Source organism: Zunongwangia sp., from assembly GCF_048269745.1.
GTDB lineage: Bacteria > Bacteroidota > Bacteroidia > Flavobacteriales > Flavobacteriaceae > Zunongwangia.
Window position 1 is genome coordinate 71,150 of sequence record NZ_JBLXIB010000009.1, and the last position, 22,320, is coordinate 93,469.

Sequence of the window (22,320 nt, forward strand, 5' to 3'; positions counted from 1 at the left end):
CTGAACGTAAAATTGAATATAAAACATTAAAATCAACTGTATAAAGTTATGAGTAAGATAATTGGAATTGACTTAGGTACTACCAACTCTTGCGTTTCAGTTATGGAAGGTAACGAGCCAACGGTAATCCCGAATGCCGAAGGTAAAAGAACAACTCCTTCTGTAATTGCATTTGTGGAAGGTGGCGAAATAAAAGTAGGAGATCCGGCTAAAAGACAGGCGGTAACAAATCCAGAAAAAACAATTGCTTCTGTAAAACGATTTATGGGGAACAAATTCTCAGAATCTTCAAGAGAAGCAGGACGTGTAGCGTATAAAGTAGTAAAAGGAGATAATGATACACCACGTGTAGATATAGATGGGCGTCTTTATACTCCTCAAGAACTTTCAGCTATGATTCTTCAAAAAATGAAGAAAACAGCAGAAGATTATTTAGGACAAGATGTAACAGAAGCAGTAATTACTGTACCTGCTTACTTTAACGATTCTCAACGTCAAGCAACTAAAGAAGCTGGTGAGATTTCAGGTCTTAAAGTTCGAAGAATTATAAACGAACCAACAGCAGCTGCTTTAGCTTACGGTTTAGATAAAAAATCTAGCGATCAAAAAATTGCTGTGTATGACCTTGGTGGAGGTACATTCGATATTTCTATTCTAGAATTAGGAGATGGTGTATTTGAAGTATTGTCTACAAATGGAGATACACACCTTGGTGGAGACGATTTTGACGAAGTAATTATCGATTGGTTAGCAGAGACTTTCCAGAAAGCAGAAGACATCGATCTTAGAAAAGATCCAATGGCATTACAACGTTTAAAAGAAGCGGCAGAAAAAGCTAAGATAGAATTATCTTCTTCTTCTCAAACAGAAATTAACTTGCCTTATGTTACAGCGACTTCAAGTGGACCAAAACACTTAGTAGAAACTTTAACAAGATCTAAATTTGAGCAATTAGCTGCAGAATTAGTAACTAGATCTATGGATCCTGTTAAAAAAGCACTTCAAGATGCAGATTTAACTAAGAGCGATATTGATGAGGTAATCTTAGTAGGTGGTTCTACACGTATTCCTAAAATTCAGGAAGAAGTAGAAAGTTTCTTCGGAAAAAAACCTTCTAAAGGAGTTAACCCAGATGAGGTTGTATCTATTGGAGCAGCAATTCAAGGTGGTGTATTAACTGGAGATGTTAAAGATGTATTGTTATTAGATGTAACTCCACTTTCTTTAGGTATTGAAACTATGGGTGGTGTTAACACAAAACTTATAGAGGCTAATACAACAATCCCAACTAAAAAATCACAAACATTCTCTACCGCGGCCGATAATCAGCCTTCTGTAGAAATCCATGTGTTACAAGGGGAACGACCAATGGCAGCCGATAATAAAACTATTGGTAGATTCCATTTAGATGGTATTCCACCAGCACCAAGAGGAACACCTCAAATTGAAGTTTCTTTTGATATCGATGCTAATGGTATTATTAAGGTAAGTGCTACTGATAAGGCAACTGGTAAATCTCAAGACATTCGTATTGAAGCTTCTTCTGGATTAACTGAAGAAGAAATCGAGAAAATGAAACAAGAAGCAGAAGCAAATGCGGATGCCGATAAACAAGCCAAAGAAAAAATCGATAAGCTTAACGAAGCAGATGGAATGATCTTCCAAACTGAAAAGCAATTGAAAGAGTTTGGTGATAAGCTTTCTGACGATAAGAAAAAGCCAATTGAAGATGCTTTAGCAGAGCTTAAAAAAGCTTACGAAACTAAAGAAGTAGAAACTATTCAGCCAGCGTTAGACAAATTGAATGAAGCTTGGAAAACAGCTTCTGAAGAAATGTATAAAGCACAAGCTGAAGCTCAAGGAGGTGCTCAACAAGGAGCTTCTGGAGCAGAAGGTGCACAAGCCGGAGGCGGTGAAGCTAAAGGCGGAGATGATGTAGAAGATGTAGATTTCGAAGAAGTGAAATAAGCTTTTTAATTATAAATCCTAAAAAAAGCCACTGATTTTTCAGTGGCTTTTTTTTGTACGCAACCTTTCTGTAGTTATTGTATCTTATTAAAAATCAAATTCATGAAAAAACTATATTTATTGTTTTTGGGGTTATTATTTTTTGCATGTTCTAGTGATGATGATAATTCTAACACTTGCAACGGTACAATTGATCCTCAATTTTTTGCAGAACTAAAAGAGAGTATAACTAGTTGTAGCTGTGAAACCTCGATACTAAAAGGAACTTATAATAATGAAACTGTGTACTATAAAGCCATTACAGATCCATTATGTTATACTCAAACACATTATTTTTTCTATGATTGTAAGGGTAATTTAATTAAAGAATTATCTAATGAAGAGTCTAACGAATATGATCAGGAAAATAATAGAACTAATGAAATTCTATATACTTGTGAAAAAAAGTAGTACATTTTCTTGTTATTTTTTAGTTGCATTAGCTCCCTGATTTAATAGAGACATCAGAACTAAAGTGGTTTTATGTATTATGTTAAATCTTAATTTTATCAAATAGTTTATTTGTTTACAGTTTCTGTAAGATTATTTTATTCTAAAAAAGAAAATGAATAGTATGTATTTTATTGGTAGAAGAATTAATTGATATTTTTTTAATGATATCAATATTTTGAGAAAGGAATTGTTGTAAACTCAAAACAGTGGCTATTTTGAGCTGTTGATAATAGAGCAAGAGGAGCGATAAAAGAAAAAGGTTGTAAATCAATTGTTTGGTGAGTTTTGTATGACCTATCAAGTTAATAGGTGTTATTTATTATTACAGTCTGATAAAACAATTCTAATTTTAGAAGAGGAAGTACTCGAATTTGATAGAAATTCGTGCGTAAAAAATCGGGTTAAAATCAGTGCTTATTAATTTTTAACTGAAATAGCTTTCTTAGATAATTGAAAATATAATTCAATATTGTTAGTATATTTTTTTGAAAATTAAAAAAAAGAGGCCCTCTGTAACATCACCTCCCAATCAGAAAATCCCCGAAATCTCATGGAAAAGGTATTAGATGTGTTAGAAAGCCCCTTAAATAAAAAAGAAGACAGAATTTAAATAGTCATAGAAAAAAGTTTTGTTTCGGGTTTATTTCTTTGCAACCGTAAATCGAAAGCCATACATACATTTCGTACAAAAGCACGACCTTTTTCGGTTATAGTTATATTTTTATCACCAATTTTTAGAATACCATCATTTTCCATTTCTTTTAGCTTAATAAGCACATCGGGGAGTTCTGGAAATAATAGTTTTTCGTCTTGCCAACTGGTTTCTAATTTGCACATTAAATTGAGTATATGGCGGCGAATTACCAAGTCTTCATCATTTAGAATATGACCACGATAAATCGGAAAAGAGCCACGTTCTACAAAATTTTTATACTCTTCAATATTTTTTACATTTTGGCCAAATCCGTACCAAGAATCGCCAATTGCAGATACACCAAGACCAATCATAATTTGAGTAGTCTCTGTAGTATATCCCATAAAATTCCGATGAATTTTTTTGGTATGTTGATTTTTTGCAAGTTCATCTTTAGGTAACGCAAAATGATCCATACCAATTTCTTGATAACCTGCTTCTAATAGTAATTGTTTCCCAAGCTCAAACTGAGCCTTTTTTTCTTCTGGTTTTGGTAAATCTTCATCTTTAAAACCACGTTGTCCGTTTCCTTTAATCCACGGTACATGGGCATAACTATAAAAGGCGATACGTTCCGGCATCATTTTTTTAGTTAATGCTATAGTATGTTCAATATCTTTTGTGGTTTGAAATGGAAGCCCGAAAATAATATCGTGCCCTACTGAAGAAAAACCATTTTCTCGTGCTAAACGAGTAGCATTAGCTACATTTTCGAAAGGTTGTACCCTATGAATAGCTTTTTGCACTTTTTCATTATAATCTTGTACACCAAAACTAACTCGTTTAAAACCTAGATCGGCTAAAGTTTTTAAATGTTTGGAGGTTGTATTATTCGGATGGCCCTCAAAACTTAATTTAGCTTCAGCTCGTTGAGATTTATCTCTAAAGAGTCCTTCTAAAAGTAATCTTAAGTTTTCGGGAGAAAAAAAAGTAGGAGTACCTCCTCCTAAATGTACTTCTTTCACCACAGGAACTTCATCAAATAATGCTGTATATAAATCCCATTCAATTAGTAAGGTTTTTATATACGGTATCTCTACCAAATGATTTTTGGTAATACGTTTATTGCAGCCGCAAAAGGTACACATACTTTCGCAATAAGGAAGGTGTATGTAAAGGCTTATACCGTTGTGCTTGCTTTCAACATAGCTTCTTCTCAATCGTTCTTTCCATGCATGTAAACTAAAAGAAGAATCTTCCCAATACGGAACGGTTGGATAGCTAGTGTACCTAGGGCCGGCTACATTATATTTTCTTATAAGATTAGTCTGCATGGTTCTTACAAGCTTAATGTATTTGTTAATATTAGTAATGAATTTATAAGAACACTACTAATAAATAATTTTAATACTACTGGTGCTTTTTGTACTGTAAGTATAGAAGCATTATGAGCACTACAAATAGCTACACTTAAAAATACAAAAAACATCTGCATAGCTTGATGTCCATGCATTACTGTTGTCATTATTGCTATACCACCAAGGCAGGTAGAAACAATCATTGCTAAAGCTGAGTAGCCCAGATAATTATGGCTAAACTCTTCGTTAATTTTTGTATAAACTGTCATGATTTCGAGGGATTATTATTTGGTAACAAAAATATAAGAGGAGGTAATTTTAAAATATGATATTTGTCAGGATAGAGTGTTTTTTTACTTATTGTCCAAAAAAAGTTGATTTCGTATTAAGAATCCTCATTTTATGTAAAGAAATTGGATAGATTTCGGATTATATTTTTCTGATATTTTAATCTTATTCACGTTGCTGAAGTTAGATATAACAGTGATATTTGCAACTTCTACTAAATTATTATGCAAGTAAAACACCAACAACGATTAGCACTCAGCATTTGTTTTTTTATTAGTGGTCTGTCTTTTTCTACTTGGGCTTCTAGAATTCCTTCTGTAAAAGAATTATTTGATTTAAATGAAGCACAACTAGGTAGTTTATTATTGGTTTTGCCAATAGGAAATATTGTAGGACTCCCAATCTCTGGATGGTTAGTTTCTAAATTTGATAGTCGAAATCCTTTGCTAGCTGGTATTATATTGATTGCAATAAGCTTGGCAGGTATTGGATGGTCTACAAATATCTATACTTTAATTGTTTGTTTATTTTTCTATGCGTTTTCGGTTCGTATTATGAATATAGCCATGAATACTCAATCTATTAGTGTACAACAATCATTTTTGCGTAAAATAATAGGTTCTTTTCATGCTGCTTGGAGTTGTGGTGGCATTGCAGGTGTAGCGGTATCAACAGTTATGGTTCGTTATAATATTGGAATGGGAATACATTTAAGTATTGTAGGATTTTCTATTCTGGTATTAATCGGAATTTTTTTTCGGTTTTTATTAAAAGGAGATAAAGCTGTTAAAGGCGCAAAATTAAAATTAGGTAAACCTAATGGGTATATTTTTATTTTAGGAATTTTAGCCTTCTTTGCATCAATATGTGAAGGAGGAATGTTCGATTGGAGCGGTGTATATTTTAAAGATGTTGTAAAAGAAGAAATATTTACTTTAGGCTATTTGACCTTTATGGTTTTTATGGCGCTTTCTAGGTTTTTTTCAGATTTTATTATCGAAAAGATAGGAATGAAAAAAAACTATATTATTAGTTCATGTATGGTAGTACTAGGAGTAATAATAGTAGTAGTTTTCCCCTATTTTTGGCCGGCATTAATTGGCTTTAGTATTGTAGGCTTGGGCGTAGCATCAGTAATGCCTATGACGATAGGTTTGGCAGGTAAATCTCCTAAATATAGTGCTGGGATGGCAGTATCTATAGTAACTACTTATAATGTAACAGGAATGTTATTGGGACCTGCAATAATAGGATATCTAGGCGAATTAATAGGATTAAGATTTGCATTTTTGATATTTCTAATCGCCGGATTAATGTTAATGCCTATTTCTAGACAATTTTTTAAACGACAGAGTGCTAACATTAGCGATTAAAATTAATATTATAGATGACGTTATTGTTCGTTTGAGAATTGATAAACTAGCTTTTATTTTTTATATTCATCAATTAATAAGCAAGCACTATATCGAAATTCCTTAAAAACTGAATTTATTTTTTAATTATAATAAGCTTGAATTGATAACTTCAGTTTAGTTTTTTGGTTTTTTTCAACTGTTTTAGAAAGCAAAATAAATCCGATAAATAAGCTATAAAAAAAGAGGCTCTAAATTCTTTTTTTATAGCCTATTTTAAATTGTTACTGAGTTTTTTGCATTAAAAACTCTTCATTCATTTTATCGAATCTTACGCCATTGGTTCTGCCATTATCGACTTCAAATCCAATAATTTCATCTTTATTGTTTCTTATAAATTTTAAGGCCTGCACGGGCGATCCGGTGGCAAAAGTATCTTCGGTGGTATATTCTAATTTTAAATTTTCAGGAAACAAAAAGCTCAAAATTTCTAATTGATCGTCTTTTAGATTGATGTGGTAAACGGTTTCAATTTCGCTACTGTAAAAACTTCCTGTGAAATTTTTCAGGTCTACATTTTCGGAAGTTTTTATTTTTTTCGCTTTATGCAATCCGTTTTGGATTAAGGTTAATGAATCTGCCGTTCCATTATCATTTAGATGAAATTTAACCCGAGCATTAACTCCTTTTATTTTGAATAACGAGTCCGATTCGGCAATAAGATCTAATTTCGGTTGTCCCGTAGCCTGAGTATAAATTTGGTCTTCATCTTTCATAAAAGTCATGACAAAAGATTTCATTTCTTCTAAAGCATATTTGCCCAAAAGTTTATCGAATTTTGAGGTTTCGTAGACAAAATCTTCTGAGTTTTTATCTGAAGAGATCTTGGTTGCGGTATGAATACCATTTTGCATAAGCGTTAAACTATTAGCGGTGCCATCTTCATTCAGGTTAAATTTCACACGAGCTTCTATACCTTTAATTTTAAAAACCGAATCAGATTCGGCAATAAGATCTATTTCTGGCTGTCCGGTAGCCTGTGTATAAATTCTATCACCTTCTTTCATGAAATTTAGGATAAAATCTGGTGCTTCATCTAGGGCATATTCACCTAATAGTTTTTCAAACTTTGCAATATCATATTCACCGTCTTTTATTTTTTTGGCATCATTAAACTCATCTTCAAAATAAATATCGGCTATTTTATTAGCTATGCCTGCACTACTGAAGGATGCATTATTACTTTCAGTAATTACAGCAGCATCAAATTCTGGGAAATACATAAGCATCGATCGGTGTGCAGCATCGGCGCCCCCGTGATGAATTCTTGTCTTTTTATTATATTGATCAATAGAAAGCCCAAATCCATAGTCTAAGGTATCTCCATTTTTTAGAACAAAAGGTGTGGTCATGGCTTTATAAATTTTTTCTCCTCCTAATTGATGCGATTTAAAGTTCATTATCCAATTTTTTAAATCTGGTAGGGTGGTGTAAATACCACCTGCTCCACGCGAATACTGTAAATCTTCAACTTCTACATATTTACCAGAGTCTCCAATTTTATAACCAGCTGCTCGATTTGGAATAATTTCGTCATTAGAAGCTCTAACACGGGTATCCTTCATATTCAACGGTTCAAAGATATTTTCTTTCATCCATTGTGGAAAAGGCGTATCGGTAACTTTCTCTACTACCAGGCTAAGTAAAATAAAACCGGTGTTGTTGTAATTGAATTTTTTTCCCGGCTCGTTTTGTAATCTTGGTTGATGCTGGATACTTCTGATAATCTGTTCTTCACTAATCGGGAGGGTAAGATCACTCCCGGTAAGACTAAAAAGATTTAAATATTCACGATATCCGTTGGTATGGGTTAAGAAGTTACGCAGCGTCACTTTCTGTTCAAATTCGGGCAATTCAGGGATATATTTTCGAATATCATCATCAATATTTAATTTTCCCTGCTGCTGCAACAGCATAATAGCCATGGCGGTAAATTGCTTAGAAGTAGATCCTATATTTGTTGGCGTTGAGGTTTCAAACGGAATCTGATAGCTAAGATTCGACATTCCGTAGGCTTTTTCTAAAAGTGTTTTACCGTCTTTCAATACCAAAACTTCGGCCCCGGGAACATTACCGGTATAACCAATAAGTAATTGATCTACTTTCCCCTCTGGTGTTTTGGCTAGGGGCTCGGCTGTTAAGATCTCTATGCTAAAGGCACCAGAATCTTTTTTAAAGGGAGCTACTTCCAAACGATAATCGCCTTTTTTAGTAGTGGTAAAACTGAAGAAGTCCGGGCCTTTTCCGGTTTCATCGAATTCTTCTATCAATTTATTCTCTTCAGAATATAGTTTAACAACACCGTCAACACTGTTTTGGTCGATTTTACCGTAAACAAAGTAAGCAGAATCCAACGCTATCGTAAAGGATTTAGAATCTTCTGAAGTTTCTAATTGTGCTGAGATTGGTTGATATGGTTTCAATTTTTGTTGAGCAAATAATGGATTTAAATTCAGAATAAAAGACAAAAAGATGAATGCGTACTGTTTTTTCATGATTGATGGTTTAAGAAAAGCCACACAGGCTTTTTATTAAATGTCTGTAAATAAGACGACCAATATTATCATTGGTTACAAAATAATTTTTTTCAACTATAACCGTTATACATTAAGTTTTTGGGATTGAAAGATTCTTAGACTCACCTTAAAATAGATATCATCTAATTAAAATATAATGAAAAATAATTATTTCCTATTTGCAATTTTAGCGGTTTTCTTCTTTTCCTGTAGTGATGATGATAATGAAACTTCACGAATACAACCATCAACCACTTTTATTGAAATGGAAGCTGAAGGTGGCGATGCTGAAATATCTTTTTCCAATAATGACTGGAATATTGCTGAAGTAATTAATAAAAATGGAGATGTTAGCATGCATGGGGATATCTATGCTGAAGATGGCACTATTGTTAGAGAAAATACTGTTTTAGCCTTAGAAAATTTGGGAAAACTGAGGTTGAATTGGAGCGATCGCGGTTTTAGTATTAGTCGAGAAACACCAGATGTTTTAAAAATTCATTTGCATGAAAATAGTAGAGATGAAGCCTTTAATTTTGTTTTGGTCTTAAATTCCGGAGAGGAAACAAAAGAAATCAACATTACTCAGAAAGTATCTAAAGGCTATACATTTAATAAAATTGAATTCTTATTAAAAGAAGAAGATAGGGATTCCTTGTTTTTTAGAAATGGAATGAGACGGAAATTTGATATACCTAATTCTCAAAGCATGTCATTTTCGCCTTTTGGAGGATTTGATATTCAAAGAAATTCTCAATTTCAAAGTGGTGAAAATGATGCTTTTATTTGGTTGAAAAATGATTCGATAAGCGTAGAAGTGCCAGCAAGCATTTATGAAGATGAAATTTATTTTAGTGGAGAAAAGAGCGAATATAAGTCAACAGTTACCATAAAACCACACGGTTTTGATATCATGGAAACTCTGGAAATACCTTCCGGAGAATCTGAATTTTTAACTAAAATAGAATTCCGTAAACGTCAGGTTTCATATCTATTACATTTAACGAATAATAGAACAAATGAAGAAAAAGTAATTGAAGGAAAATGGATAGAAACAGCACCTACCGGAAATTATTCAACAAAACGTTTAGAATAAAAAATAAATTCATTTTAAGAATATTTCAGTTAAACACTCTCCCGTCGCAATACTTGTAGCGGCGGGTTTTTTATTACACTACGGCTATTTGCCAAGCCTATAACTAAAACCAATAAAGTAATCCCCGGGAACAAAATACCAAAAGGAACCCAAGAAGGGATAAATGTGGTTTCAAAAGCTAGCCAGGCTAATAGTAAACTGCTGATTAGGGAGAGTAAAATTCCGCTTAAACTGCCTAAAACGCCTAAATAAATATATTCTAAAGCTGCGATTTTTAAAATCTGATTGCTTTTAGCACCAATTGTTCTAAGAAGGACACTCTCTTTAATGCGTTGATATTTACTGGTTCTAACCGCACCTAATAGAACAATGATTCCTGTAAGAATACTAAAAAAAGCCATAAAATTGATGATCCAACTTATTTTGTCCAGTAATCCTTCGATTATGCTCAATACCTGGCGTAAATCTAAAATCGAAATATTTGGATAATTTTTGACTAATAATTGCTGAATTTCAGCCGACTTTTGTGCATCGGGAACCTTGGTCGTTATAACATGAAATTGTGGAGCCTGCTCCAAAACTCCTTTTGGGAAAACAATAGAAAAGTTAGTCTGCATACGTCCCCAATCGACCAGTCGGGTACTGGCAATTTTCGTTTTCATTAAAACACCCTGTACATTAAAAGTGAGCTGATCGCCAACTTCAACCTGCGCATCTTCAGCAAAATTTGTACTTACCGATATCGGGATAATTTCAGGGTTTTCAACTTCAGCAATCCACTCTCCATTTTCGATACTTTCCGAAGCAATTAAAGAGTCCCGGTAGGTCACACGAAACTCATGGCTTAAAATCCACCCGTTAATGGTAGAAGTGCTGTCTTCCCGAATCTCATTTACCGATCTTCCCTTAATATTTTGCACACGCATCGTAACGATTGGAATATCTTCGATTACAGGTAAATCTTGCGAAGCTATAGTTTTGGATACGTTTTTATTCTGGCCTGTTTGTACATCCAGCAGGATCATATTCGCGCTGGTGTTATTGTTCTCTAAAGTGGCCTGTGCCAGTAATAAATCTTTACTAAAGTAAAGTGTACTGATTAAAAAAGTACCAATGCCAATTGCCAAAATCAGGATCAAGGTCTGGTTTTGTGGTCTAAATAAATTCCGTAGCGATTGTCGTGAAACAAAACTCCACGATTCCGGAAAAAATTTTCGGATAAGATTCATAAAGATCTTAGCAATACCGGCTAAAATTGCAAAAGTGACTAATACCCCTCCAATGAATGATAATGCATATTGCCAGTTTCTAAGGAGCCAAAACGAGAAGAGGAATAAAAATAAAATAATCAATATTGAAATTCCTAAAAGTGCTTTTCGTGATTTTGAACTCGTATTTTCCTGAACACGTAAAACTTGAAGCGGTGATACGTAAAGTGTACCTACAAGAGGGTACAACGCAAATAAAACAGACATTAAAATACCCAATACGATTCCGGCTAAAATTACTCTAGGGGAGATCGATAAAGCTATTTTTACCGGGAGTAAACCTTCTAAAATTATCGGAAAAGCATATTGTAAAATTACGCCCAGAATACTTCCTAAAATTCCGCTTAAAAATCCTATAAAAGCAACCTGAATCAAGAAGATTAAAAAACTTTGTTTTCTGGAAGCCCCCAGACATTTTAGCACCGCAACCGATTTCAATTTTTCCTTGATGTAAATATTAATCGCGCTGGCAATTCCTACACAGCCCAATAATAAAGCAATAAAAGCAACAAGATTCAGGAACTTTCCAAAATTTTCATAGCGTTTTCCCAATCTTTCGCTGGTTGATAAGTGGGTATCAAGATCGGCATCTTCTTGCTTTAATTGAGGGGAAATTTTTTCATCTAAAAGTTCAAGATTGGTCTTTTTATCGGCTACAAAATAATAGTCGTAATTAATACGGCTTCCGGTTTGTATGAGTCCGGTTTGCTCTATAAATTTATACGGAATAATAACCGGTGGCGCTATCGCTCCAAAAAGTGAAGAACTACCGGGAGCCTGCTTTAATTCTCCTAAAATAGGGAATGTGATTTCGCCAATTTTAATACTATCACCTACAGCAATGTTGAGCTGAAGCATCACAGTAGCATCTACTAAAGCGCCATTTTTATTTTGGTAGTCTGAAGCTGCAGATTTAGGTGTGGTTTCCAGTTCTCCATAAAAAGGAAACCCCTTATCAATACCACGAACACTTACAAATTTTGTTCCTGTCTTGTTAGGAAAAGCAGCCATGGAGGCAAAACTAATTTCGCGTGAATCGATACCCAGAGAATCCATGATTTCAGTTACCCGCTCGCTTGGCGGATTATTCATATCGATGGTATAATCGGCACCCATCAATGATTTAGATTGTAGCGCAATATTATCCTGTAAATTTTCTCCAAAAGATTGAATAGAAACTACGGCAGCAATTCCTAAAACAATAGAAGCCATAAAAAGCAAAAGCTTGCGTTTACTGGCTTTTCCATCTCTCCAGGCCATTTTTAGCAACCAGGAAAATCCAGGTTGTTGAGTCTTAATTTGCTGCATTTAAATCCCTGTTTTCTGGTCAGATACTATTTTCCCACCCTTAATTTCTAAAATATGCTGGGTCATTTTGGCCAATTCCATATCATGAGTTACAATCACCAAGGTGGTGCCTAGCTCGGCATTTAAATCAAATAATAGCTGAATTACTTTTTTCCCGGTTTCAGCATCCAGATTTCCGGTAGGTTCATCAGCAAAAAGAATTTCAGGATCGTTAGAAAAAGCTCTTGCCAAGGCTACTCGTTGTTGCTCTCCGCCAGAAAGTTGTGAAGGATAATGATTCATTCGGTGGTCTAAGCCTACTTTCTTTAATAGCGATTTGGCTTTTTCTGTAGCCTGTTTGTTTCCTTGTAATTCTAACGGAACAGCTACATTTTCTAATGCGGTAAGTGTGGGTAATAATTGAAAATTTTGAAAAACAAATCCCACTTTCTGATTCCGTAGCGAGGCCAGGTTATCTTCAGAAAGGCTGCTTAATTGTATGCCACATAATTCGATTTCACCCTTGTCAATTTGGTCTAAACCGGCACAAAGTCCTAATAATGTCGTTTTTCCGCTACCAGAAGGCCCAACAATCGCAAAGGTTTCCCTAGCTTCGACTTCAAAATTAATATCATATAAAATCTGCAGTTTTTTACTTCCGCTATCGTAGCTCTTCTCTAGGTTGGTAAGGTTTAATATCTTTGTCATTGTACGCTGTGGGGCTGTAAGATTAGATGTTAGCATTTAATTCAGTATTTCTAAAAACGAAATATTGAAGAACGTACAAAATAAGAAATGATTTTAAGACCAATAAAGTTTATCGAATAAACTTACTAACGTGGCAACAGAATGATAGAGATATTTAAGGTTTCAAAATGTGATTATCCAGAACTTATAAAAGTCTGGGAAGACTCGGTTAGAGCCACGCATCACTTTTTAAAAGAGGACGATATTGCGTATTTTAAACCCTTAATTTTGAATACGTATTTTGATGCCGTACACTTGCGTTGTACGAAAGCTGAAAACGGAAAAATCACCGGTTTTATAGGTTGTGCTGATAAAGGGATCGAAATGTTGTTTTTGGCTCCTGAATATCGTGGGCAGGGGATTGGTAAGGTCTTAGTTGAATTCGCCATAGCCGAATTTGATATCGAAAAGGTAGACGTAAACGAAGATAATGAACAGGCACTGGGATTTTATACCAAAATGGGTTTTAAAGTCGTTGAACGCTCTGAAAAGGATGGATTGGGAAAACCTTATCCTATCTTGCATATGAAACTAAAAAATAAAATTGACCATGAAATTAGCCAACCTTAGTAACCTGATATTAGCGATTTTTTGCCTTACTTTTTTTAATTCTTGCAAAAACGAAGAAAAGCAGTTGGAATCTTCTACTGATAAAGTTTCTGCTGAAACGGCTTCTGAAGAAGATAAAGCTGAAGAAGTTCCTGTAGTCTTATTTTTCGGGACTAGTTTAACTGCAGGTTTAGGCTTGGATACTACAGAAGCATATCCGGCGCTGATTCAGAAAAAAATCGATTCATTGGGGATGGATTATAGTGTGGTGAATGCAGGATTAAGTGGCGAAACCACCGCAAGTGGGTTAAACCGACTCGATTGGGTTTTTAAGCAGAATGTGGATGTTTTGGTCATTGAACTTGGAGCCAATGATGGTTTACGTGGAGTGTTGCTAAAGGAAACCAAAACTAATTTAGAACAGATTATCAATACGGCAAGGGAGAAAAATCCTGAAGTAAAAATTATTTTGGCTGGAATGCAAATTCCGCCAAATATGGGAGAGGAATATACCTCTGAATTTAGATCGCTTTTTCCTAATTTAGCCAAAGAATATAATTTAGAGCTTATTCCTTTTTTACTGGAAGGTGTTGCCGGGGATCCAAAATTAAATCAGGAAGATGGTATTCATCCCACCGCCGAAGGGCAACAAATTCTGGCAAATAATGTTTGGAAAGTACTTAAAAAAGATTTAAAATAAGTAAGCAAATTATCCAATTTCTATGAATTTGTATGCAGTTTTTAGGAATTCCGATGAGAAATTACTGCATGTTTAGGCACTTTGGCATTTTTGTGTTTCCAGCGTTTATGTGTCCATAAATAAAATTCAGGTTGCTCTTGTATTTGCTGCTCTAAAAAAGATACGTATTTTTTGGTTATATTAAATTCAGCTTCATTTCTAGGTTCAATACTAATTGGTTTTAGGCGAGCTTCATAAAAACCTCGTTTTACTTTTTTAACTTCTAAGTATACTACGGCCATATCGAACTGTGTGGCCATTTTTTCAGAAGCAGTAAAAAAGGGTATGGTTACTCCCATAAAATCAGTCCAAAAATTTGCTTTATGAAGTTTCGGACTTTGGTCGGCAATCATCCCGTAAATAGAGAGTTGTTGTTGCTGTTGATTGCGAATAATGGTTCGAACTGCTTGATGAGATTCTATTAATTCAGTATTAAATTTTTCGCGAATCCCACGAATAAGTTTATCTAATTTTGTATTTCTAATTCGTTTATAAACACCATAACTTTTCGGCTTTAAGCCGTATAATTCCATAGAAACCATCCATTCGTAACTGGCATAGTGCCCGCACATTAATAATGTACTTTTATCGAGATTATTTATTTTTTCAATATCATCTGTATTAAAAGTAAAACGGCGTTTTAATTCTTTTTTAGATATGTTAAGTGTTTTTATAGTTTCTAAAAACATATCGCACATATGCCTATAGAATTTTCTTTCAATTTGTTTCCGATCTTTTTCACTTTTATCCGGAAAGCATAACTTTAAATTTTTCACAACTGTTTTTTTTCGGTAACCTACCAAATGATAAATAACGATAAAAACAAAATCAGATAAGATATAAAAAAGCCTAAATGGTAAAATAGAAATAAGCCACAATAGTGGATAAACCAACCAAAAAACTAATCCTTGCATATAAAAAATTTCAGCAAATATATGGTATATTTGGCACTAAACATTCGAAGAAAATGGGAGATTTAGCGCTACTAACCATAGTAATTATAGCTGCAAATGTAATTATTTCGTTTAAAGGATTTAATGATTTATCATTTTTTCATCGCTACAAATTTAATGTAGGAGATATTCGTAGCGGTAAAAAATATCAAATTCTTACTTCCGGATTTTTACATGCCGATTATGGGCATTTGTTTGTAAATATGTTAACCTTATACTTTTTTGCAAATCCAGTTTTATATTATTTAGGAAATTTAGGCTTTGTAGTGGTTTATTTGGTTAGTTTGATTTTAGGAAATTTAAGTTCGTTATATTTTCATAAAAATGAGTGGAACTACACGGCTGTAGGAGCAAGTGGGGCAGTAACAGGAGTTTTATATGCTGCTATTTTGCTAAATCCGGATATGATGTTAGGCTTATTTTTTATTGTCCCTATACCTGCGTATATTTTTGGAATTGGATATATGTTCTACACTATTTATGCGATGCGTAAACGACAAGATAATATAGGGCACGATGCTCATTTTGGAGGCGCTGTTGGTGGTTATTTAGCAACATTGATTATACAACCTTGGGTCTTTAAAGAGCATTTACTAATGGTCCTCTTGTTAGCGGCTCCAATAATTGTCCTGTTTTGGTTGCACCGAGAAGGCAAATTATAATTTGGTATCATATTTGCCTACTTACTATTGAAAAATCAATCTTATGAAAAAAATAATGATCGTAATGCTAATGTTCGCTAGTGTGGCCACATTTGCACAAAACAACCCAGCAACCCCAAATGTAGTATCTGTAAGTGGAGAAGGTACTGTTAAAGTGGTTCCGGACGAGGTAACTATTAATGCTAGAGTTGAAACAGAAGGATTAGATCCGGCATCAGTAAAGAAAGAAAATGATAAATTGGTAAACCAATTATTCAAATTCTTAAAAAAAGAAGGTATTTCAGAAAAAAACATACAAACGGAGTATGTGAATTTGAATAAACGAACCGATTACCAAACAAAAAAAGAAACGTATGTGGCAAATCAGGCCATTTCAATAAAATTAGACGATTTAGCGAATTACGAAGAAATTATGCAAGGATTACTGAAAAATGGGCTTAACCGTATAAATAGTGTACAATTTTCATCTTCTAAAACAGCAGAATATGAAAAAGAGGCTCGAAGAAAAGCTGTTTTAAATGCTAAGCAAAAAGCAGAGGAATTAGTAGCGCCATTAGGTCAGGAAATTGGAAAAGCTTTAATGATTTCTGAAAATGGAAGTAGTTCTTTTCCGGTTATGCGAATGGAAGCTATGAAGTTGTCTAGCGCTAATGCAGATCAACAAACCATTGCTCCTGGAGAGATGGAAGTTACAGCCAATGTGCAGATAAGTTTTCAGTTGTACTAAGCTAAAAAGTATAGTTATAATTAAAGAATCTCGGTTTTTCCGAGATTTTTTTTGGTCTGAATTCAAAGAAAAAACATAAACTCCTTATTAGTGCTATAAATTTTAAATTGATAGTATGTAATACTTATCTTTAAGAAGTTAATATCTTTAGTCTTTATGCGCTATACAGATGAATACAGAAACTAATTATTTAAAAAGTATACAAAACGAATTTGTATATTATAAAAGCTTGGGTGAGAAAACTATTGAGCAATTAGAAGATGATGAATTGTTTTGGCAATACAATAAAGAGTCTAACTCGGTAGCAATACTTATCAATCATTTATCGGGAAATATGAAATCTCGATGGACGGATTTTTTAACTTCGGATGGAGAAAAGCAGTGGCGAAATCGGGATTTAGAATTTGAAGCTGTTCTCAATACAAGGAAAGAAGTTCTTTTAGCTTGGGAAGAAGGTTGGGCTATTTTGTTTGATGCATTAAATAAAATTGAGAGTAAGCATTTTCAGCAAGAAATTTATATTAGAAATCAACGTCATTCTATAATTGAAGCTATAAATCGGCAATTAGCTCATTATTCGTATCATATTGGTCAACTTGTGTTTTTAGGAAAAATGATTATCAGTGAAAAATGGAAGGAACTAAGTATTCCTAAAAATCAATCTACACATTTTAATCGGCAGAAATTTTCAAAAGGAAAGCATGGAGGGCACTTTTCCGACGATTTAGAATAACAACTATCTACATTTACTAAATAAAAAAGAGGCTTTTTACAGCCTCTTTTTTATTTAGTAAATGAGAGATTATAAATTAATTAGCTTTTTTCGCCTAATAGTTCACCTATTTTTGCATCTAATTCTTCACCTCTAAGATCTTTATCTACAATAATTCCATTTTTATCTAAAATAAAAGTAGCAGGTATACCTTGAATATTATATTTTCTAGCAATTGGATCTTGCCAGTATTTAAGATTAGAAATATGATTCCATTCTCCTAGTCCATCTTCTTCAATAGCTTCAACCCATTTCTCTTTTTGGTTAGGTTGGTCTAACGAGATACTTATCATGTTTAATCCTTTATCGTGATATTTTTTATATAATTTCACAAAATTTGGATTCTCTTTTCTACAAGGTTTACACCAAGATGCCCAAAAATCTACAATTGTAACTTCTCCTAAAACATCTTCTAGTGCAAGCTCTTCGCCTTCTGGTGTTGGAGCACTAAAAGAGGGAGCTTTATTTCCAATTTTAGTTGCATTAGCTTGTGTAAGCTGTTCACCTACTTTTTTACCAAGAGCAGTCTGTTTAATATTTTCATTTAAAGAATCGAAGATTTCTTGTAATTCAGAAATAGAATCTCCTGCTTTTAAAAGATCTATTACCGCCATAACAGAAACAAATGCATCTTTATTCTCTTTAGCAATTTGTTTTTTAAATAAGTTGGCATTATCTATTATTTCCTGTTGAGTATCTTGTAATGTATTTAATGTGGCAGTATCTTGTTTTTGATAAGCTTCACCCATTTCCTTTCTTAAGCTAAGAATTTCTTTATTCGTATCTTTAAGATTTTGTAAATACTCGTTTAAAAGCTCATTTTGTTTTCCTCCATCTCTGGTAGAAGCTTGTAAGCTGTCCTTATAAACTGTAAATTCTATATTTTCATTTTCAGCTATATATAAAACACTTCCATTTTTACCTTCAAATTCAAGGTAACTTAAATTAGGGGTTTCTGCTTTACCAAGATTTATTTGGAATTTACCATTCTCTACGGTTGTAGAATCAGTCCGTTCCGGACGTTTTCCTAGTTCTGAAAGTTCAGATACGTATACTTTTTTTCCATTTTCTATACCTTTAGCTGTACCCGAAACAGAATATCCCTGGTTATTTTGGCATCCGGCAAAAACAAGCATCAAGCTAGCTATTCCAATTAATTTTCGCATAATAAAATATTAATTTTTTTGCAAAAGTAAGGAACTCCCTTTGGAAAGCGTAGCCAATGTTAGAAAAGTTTCGTAATTTGACTTTTTTAATGAGATTTTGTGGTATTTTAAGCAATTGTTAATGAAAGAGCAAAAACAAGAACTTCCTTTTGATATAGAAATTAGCTTCCATAAAGTAATTGAACAATATAAAAATCGGTTACCGGAAGAAGAGAATACTATTGCCAAAAATTATATAAAAGAAGTTTTAGAATATGTAGAGGACTATCCGCAATTGATTGAGGGAATTTGTGATATATCAAACTTATCTAAGTATAGAACGCCTGTAAAAGTATTATTAGATGATCTTTTTCCTGGTGTTTTAAGTAATAATGAAATTAAGGCTGTTGCAGTACCTTATCACAGCCAATTATTTAACATGTCTAATCGGTTAAAGAAATTGATAGAGAATGCAGGGAAAGATTTTGAATTGAAATTGAAGCATATAGATGAACATTATGTGTATGTAGATGCTTGTATTCAAATTTTAAATTCTTATTACGGATACGACATCGATTTTAGTAAACCTCCTTACTATGAAATTCCGGACGAAAATGGAATTGTAAAACACTATAGGGTAACTCAAAATGGAGATTTTATTAGTCTTTTTCCTAAAGAATCGGCTAAAGAGATTTCTCAGGAAGACGTAGATCTTTTATTACAAAATGTTGATGATATAGAACTTTGGAAAACTAAATTCCCACCCGGAAGTTGGCAATTAAAAGGTTTTATTATTGTTAATTTAACAGATGTAACTATAGATGATGCCATTTCTGAGCTAAAAACTGCTTTGTTATATCAAAAGCCTAACAATAACGATCAATTTGAAAAGTTGCAAAATATATTCAGGTCAATTTATAAAATACCTGATTTGCGTGTTGGTTTTACAGGATATAATCAGGAAGATCAAACTTTTGAAAATTTACCAGAACATATAGGCTCTAGTTTCATTATGAATGGTCAAACAATGAATAATTGCCGTAATGGAATTTGTAGGGAAAGCTTTGATACATTAATTGAACAAAAAAAGAAGTTTAGTATAACTAATGTAGATGCTTATCTTCGTAAATATGATAATGTGCTTGCTAATAATCTAAAAGAAAATGATATTAAAAGTTGCATATTAGCACCATTAGCAAAAAACGGAAAGCTTATTGGAATTTTAGAATTGGTTTCTAAAAGAAAAAATGAATTAAACCGAATTAATGCTATAAAGTTAGATGAGATTTTACCCTATATAGTAACAGCAGCTGATCGTGGAGTTACTGATTTTGAGAATAGAGTTAAAGCGGTTATACAGAGTGAATGCACTTCAATTCACCCAAGTGTATTATGGATTTTTGAACGAGAGGCAAAAAAATATATACAGGATTACGATTCAGATGGATTAGCCTCTTTCAAGGATATTGTATTTAAAGATGTTTATCCTCTATATGGGCAAATAGATATTGTAGCTAGTAGTGATTCTCGAAACGAAGCAATTCAAAAGGATATTTTAAGTCAGTTAGATTTAATTTTGGAAATAATTGATTCTGCTTTTCAAATCGAAAACTTACCAATTTACGAACAGGTAGAGTTTAGAGTAAAAGAATTTAGAGATGATATAGCAGAACATTTAAATGCCAGCAGTGAACAGAAAATAATAAACTTATTACGGAAAGAGGTAAACCCTCTAATGGATCATCTAGAAAATAAAGATGGCGAGATAAGTGAAAAAGTAGCTAATTATAAACAGCAATTGAATCCTGAGACAGGTATAGTCTATAATTACCGAAAAGATTATGATGATACGGTACAACAAATTAATAGAACGATGTCTCGATATCTAGATAAAAGGCAATTAGAAGCACAAGAAATTTATCCGCACTATTTTGAAAGGTATAAAACCGATGGTGTAGATCATAACATGTATATAGGTGCTGCATTAACTAAAAATAAATGTTTTAATAAAGTATATCTCTATAATTTAAGATTATGGCAAATGAAAACCATGATCCAAATGGAAAATAGGTTTTACCATTTGCAAGATAAGGCACCAATGTCTTTAGATGCTGCCTCATTAATTTTAGTTTATAATAGTACACTTTCTATCCGTTACCGAATGGATGAGAAAAAGTTTGATGTCGATGGAACTTATAATGCTCGTTATGAAATTATAAAGAAGCGAATTGATAAAGCTTTTATAAAAAATACTGAAGAGCGTATAACTAAAAAAGGGAAATTAGTCATTATATACAGTCAAAAATCAGATGAACAAGAATACTTACGCTATGTAAAATATCTTCAGCAAAAGAAATATTTGGGGGAAGAAACAGAGGTTTTAGATTTAGAAGATGTACAAGGAGTAATAGGTTTAAAAGCTATCCGTGTCAATATTCTATATACTTCAGAAAATGAAGAAAACGAAAATCCAGTTAATTATGAAAATTTAATGCAAGAGTTACATTAAATAAAAAGCGATAACAAAAGCGATAACAGAAACTACAATTCCTAACATAAATACGGTGTAAGTAAGCCTTAGTAATAAATATTTTCGATGTAACACTTTACCTAATAAATGAAGATCTAACATTAGAGATTCGTATACATAATCTTTATCTTTTATCATTTCATTAATGCCCCATTTAAATAAATCGAATGGCATTTTATGGAAATTTCCAAAGAATAATAAATTTACATCTCTGTTTTTTACTTGTTCTTTAGTGAACTCTCCACTCGTAACATTTGGTCGAGTAGACATAATCGATAAAATAATAGAGGCAACGCTAAAAAGTACTAAAACAAGTGTAGGTATTAATAAATGCCGGTTGCTTATCGCATCTAATTTTGGAATTAAATTAGATATTGCTAATGATATAATAATAGCATTAACCGACAGTAATATGTTTGCTTTAGTATCTGCTATATCACTTAGTTTAATATGGTTTCTAAGAGTAACACGAAACAATGTTTGTATACTACGTTCTGGATTATCATTTTTATATTTTGCTTTTAAGCGTGCTTTATGTTCTTCTTTATCAAGCTTTTTCTCTCTTTTGTTTTGCTTAGCAACAAGATTTAATAAATTTTCTTCTTTAGCCGTTTCCCATTCTCTAGTAGCATAATCGGTATAAAATTGGTGTTTTTGAGTAAACATCTTTATGTTCTCTGTAATCCACTCAGAAGAAGTATAATTTTTTAAATTATGAAGTTCTAATTCTTGCCGAAGTAACTCACTAGTTTCTTCATAATACTCTTTTGCAACATGCGAAGAATCTGCATCTTTTATAATTTCTTCCCCGATACCTTCCGGTTTAGAGTTGAATTTTGTGGCCAAAATAAATCGTTCTACTAACTTTTTTAACTCTGGAGTAGCATTATTTTCGTCGAGAAAAACATCAGCTATTTTTACACTTTCTTCTTCATGACCTTTATAGATTTTAATATAGCCTGTATCGTGGAACCAAGCAGCAAGTCTTAATGCTTCAGCTTCTTTAACATTAATTTCGGAATTCTCAATTAATTCTTCTGTACTTTTAAATACTCGCTCTGAATGCTTATAGTTATGATACAAAAAAGTACTCGGAAGCTTTTCTTTAAAAAGATTTAAAACGTATTGTTCTGCTTTCTCAACGAGATTATTCATATAAAGTAATAGTTGTTAGTAG

18 protein-coding genes are annotated in these 22,320 nt (G+C 33.0%); 10 read left to right on the plus strand and 8 right to left on the minus strand.

Annotation, left to right across the window (positions count from 1 at the left end):
• Nucleotides 1-48: 48 nt before the first annotated feature.
• Nucleotides 49-1,968: a molecular chaperone DnaK gene (dnaK, locus tag ACN0WI_RS11435; protein ID WP_417886984.1), complete on the plus strand. Its 1,920-nt coding sequence runs from the start codon at nucleotides 49-51 to the stop codon at nucleotides 1,966-1,968.
• Nucleotides 1,969-2,094: 126 nt separating this feature from the next.
• Nucleotides 2,095-2,418 carry a hypothetical protein gene (locus ACN0WI_RS11440; RefSeq protein ID WP_417886985.1) on the plus strand — a complete coding sequence of 108 codons (324 nt, stop codon included), beginning with the start codon at nucleotides 2,095-2,097 and terminating at the stop codon, nucleotides 2,416-2,418.
• Nucleotides 2,419-3,066: 648 nt separating this feature from the next.
• On the opposite strand, the gene hemN is transcribed toward ACN0WI_RS11440, so the two are convergent.
• Nucleotides 3,067-4,428, minus strand: a complete 1,362-nt coding sequence (gene hemN, locus ACN0WI_RS11445) for an oxygen-independent coproporphyrinogen III oxidase (protein ID WP_417886987.1) — start codon at nucleotides 4,426-4,428, stop codon at nucleotides 3,067-3,069.
• 5 nt (nucleotides 4,429-4,433) lie between these two features.
• Nucleotides 4,434-4,721, minus strand: coding sequence for a hypothetical protein (locus tag ACN0WI_RS11450; RefSeq protein WP_417886988.1), 288 nt, complete (start codon nucleotides 4,719-4,721; stop codon nucleotides 4,434-4,436).
• A gap of 243 nt (nucleotides 4,722-4,964) precedes the next feature.
• Between ACN0WI_RS11450 and ACN0WI_RS11455 the strand changes: the two genes are divergently transcribed.
• Complete coding sequence (locus tag ACN0WI_RS11455; RefSeq protein WP_417886990.1) at nucleotides 4,965-6,113, plus strand: MFS transporter; 1,149 nt, start codon at nucleotides 4,965-4,967, stop codon at nucleotides 6,111-6,113.
• A gap of 263 nt (nucleotides 6,114-6,376) precedes the next feature.
• Here ACN0WI_RS11455 and ACN0WI_RS11460 read toward each other — a convergent pair whose 3' ends face one another.
• Nucleotides 6,377-8,647: a serine hydrolase domain-containing protein gene (locus ACN0WI_RS11460; RefSeq protein ID WP_417886991.1), complete on the minus strand. Its 2,271-nt coding sequence runs from the start codon at nucleotides 8,645-8,647 to the stop codon at nucleotides 6,377-6,379.
• Nucleotides 8,648-8,825: 178 nt separating this feature from the next.
• On the opposite strand from ACN0WI_RS11460, the gene ACN0WI_RS11465 reads away from it, so the two are divergent.
• Nucleotides 8,826-9,764: a hypothetical protein gene (locus ACN0WI_RS11465; protein WP_417886992.1), complete on the plus strand. Its 939-nt coding sequence runs from the start codon at nucleotides 8,826-8,828 to the stop codon at nucleotides 9,762-9,764.
• Nucleotides 9,765-9,793: 29 nt separating this feature from the next.
• Here the strand turns inward: ACN0WI_RS11465 and ACN0WI_RS11470 are convergent, their stop codons facing one another.
• Nucleotides 9,794-12,340, minus strand: coding sequence for an ABC transporter permease (locus ACN0WI_RS11470; RefSeq protein ID WP_417886993.1), 2,547 nt, complete (start codon nucleotides 12,338-12,340; stop codon nucleotides 9,794-9,796).
• The gene (locus tag ACN0WI_RS11475) at nucleotides 12,341-13,027 is read right to left on the minus strand and encodes an ABC transporter ATP-binding protein (protein WP_417887085.1); all 687 of its coding nucleotides are present in this window, start codon (nucleotides 13,025-13,027) and stop codon (nucleotides 12,341-12,343) included. It abuts the gene before it with no gap.
• Nucleotides 13,028-13,168: 141 nt separating this feature from the next.
• Here ACN0WI_RS11475 and ACN0WI_RS11480 point away from each other — a divergent pair, with 141 nt between their 5' ends.
• Both ACN0WI_RS11480 and ACN0WI_RS11485 read left to right on the plus strand, forming a co-directional pair.
• Nucleotides 13,169-13,636, plus strand: coding sequence for a GNAT family N-acetyltransferase (locus ACN0WI_RS11480; RefSeq protein WP_417886994.1), 468 nt, complete (start codon nucleotides 13,169-13,171; stop codon nucleotides 13,634-13,636).
• On the plus strand, nucleotides 13,617-14,315 hold the full coding sequence (locus ACN0WI_RS11485; protein ID WP_417886995.1) for an arylesterase: 699 nt from the start codon (nucleotides 13,617-13,619) through the stop codon (nucleotides 14,313-14,315). Before ACN0WI_RS11480 ends, ACN0WI_RS11485 begins: the two co-directional genes overlap by 20 nt.
• Nucleotides 14,316-14,356: 41 nt before the next feature.
• Here the strand turns inward: ACN0WI_RS11485 and ACN0WI_RS11490 are convergent, their stop codons facing one another.
• Nucleotides 14,357-15,268, minus strand: coding sequence for a lysophospholipid acyltransferase family protein (locus ACN0WI_RS11490; RefSeq protein WP_417886997.1), 912 nt, complete (start codon nucleotides 15,266-15,268; stop codon nucleotides 14,357-14,359).
• A gap of 53 nt (nucleotides 15,269-15,321) precedes the next feature.
• On the opposite strand from ACN0WI_RS11490, the gene ACN0WI_RS11495 reads away from it, so the two are divergent.
• From ACN0WI_RS11495 to ACN0WI_RS11505, 3 genes are all read left to right on the plus strand, one after another.
• Nucleotides 15,322-15,969 carry a rhomboid family intramembrane serine protease gene (locus tag ACN0WI_RS11495; RefSeq protein ID WP_417886999.1) on the plus strand — a complete coding sequence of 216 codons (648 nt, stop codon included), beginning with the start codon at nucleotides 15,322-15,324 and terminating at the stop codon, nucleotides 15,967-15,969.
• A gap of 43 nt (nucleotides 15,970-16,012) precedes the next feature.
• Nucleotides 16,013-16,696, plus strand: coding sequence for an SIMPL domain-containing protein (locus tag ACN0WI_RS11500; RefSeq protein ID WP_417887000.1), 684 nt, complete (start codon nucleotides 16,013-16,015; stop codon nucleotides 16,694-16,696).
• 169 nt (nucleotides 16,697-16,865) lie between these two features.
• Nucleotides 16,866-17,429 (plus strand): DUF1572 family protein, encoded by a 564-nt coding sequence (locus ACN0WI_RS11505; protein WP_417887001.1) that lies wholly within the window; start codon nucleotides 16,866-16,868, stop codon nucleotides 17,427-17,429.
• 80 nt (nucleotides 17,430-17,509) lie between these two features.
• Here ACN0WI_RS11505 and ACN0WI_RS11510 read toward each other — a convergent pair whose 3' ends face one another.
• The gene (locus ACN0WI_RS11510; RefSeq protein ID WP_417887002.1) at nucleotides 17,510-18,634 is read right to left on the minus strand and encodes a redoxin domain-containing protein; all 1,125 of its coding nucleotides are present in this window, start codon (nucleotides 18,632-18,634) and stop codon (nucleotides 17,510-17,512) included.
• Nucleotides 18,635-18,755: 121 nt separating this feature from the next.
• On the opposite strand from ACN0WI_RS11510, the gene ACN0WI_RS11515 reads away from it, so the two are divergent.
• Nucleotides 18,756-21,122 carry a GAF domain-containing protein gene (locus ACN0WI_RS11515; RefSeq protein ID WP_417887003.1) on the plus strand — a complete coding sequence of 789 codons (2,367 nt, stop codon included), beginning with the start codon at nucleotides 18,756-18,758 and terminating at the stop codon, nucleotides 21,120-21,122.
• Here ACN0WI_RS11515 and ACN0WI_RS11520 read toward each other — a convergent pair.
• Nucleotides 21,114-22,298 carry a Pycsar system effector family protein gene (locus ACN0WI_RS11520; RefSeq protein WP_417887004.1) on the minus strand — a complete coding sequence of 395 codons (1,185 nt, stop codon included), beginning with the start codon at nucleotides 22,296-22,298 and terminating at the stop codon, nucleotides 21,114-21,116. The two genes, ACN0WI_RS11515 and ACN0WI_RS11520, sit on opposite strands and share 9 nt — an antisense overlap.
• Between the last annotated feature and the right edge of the window lie 22 nt (nucleotides 22,299-22,320).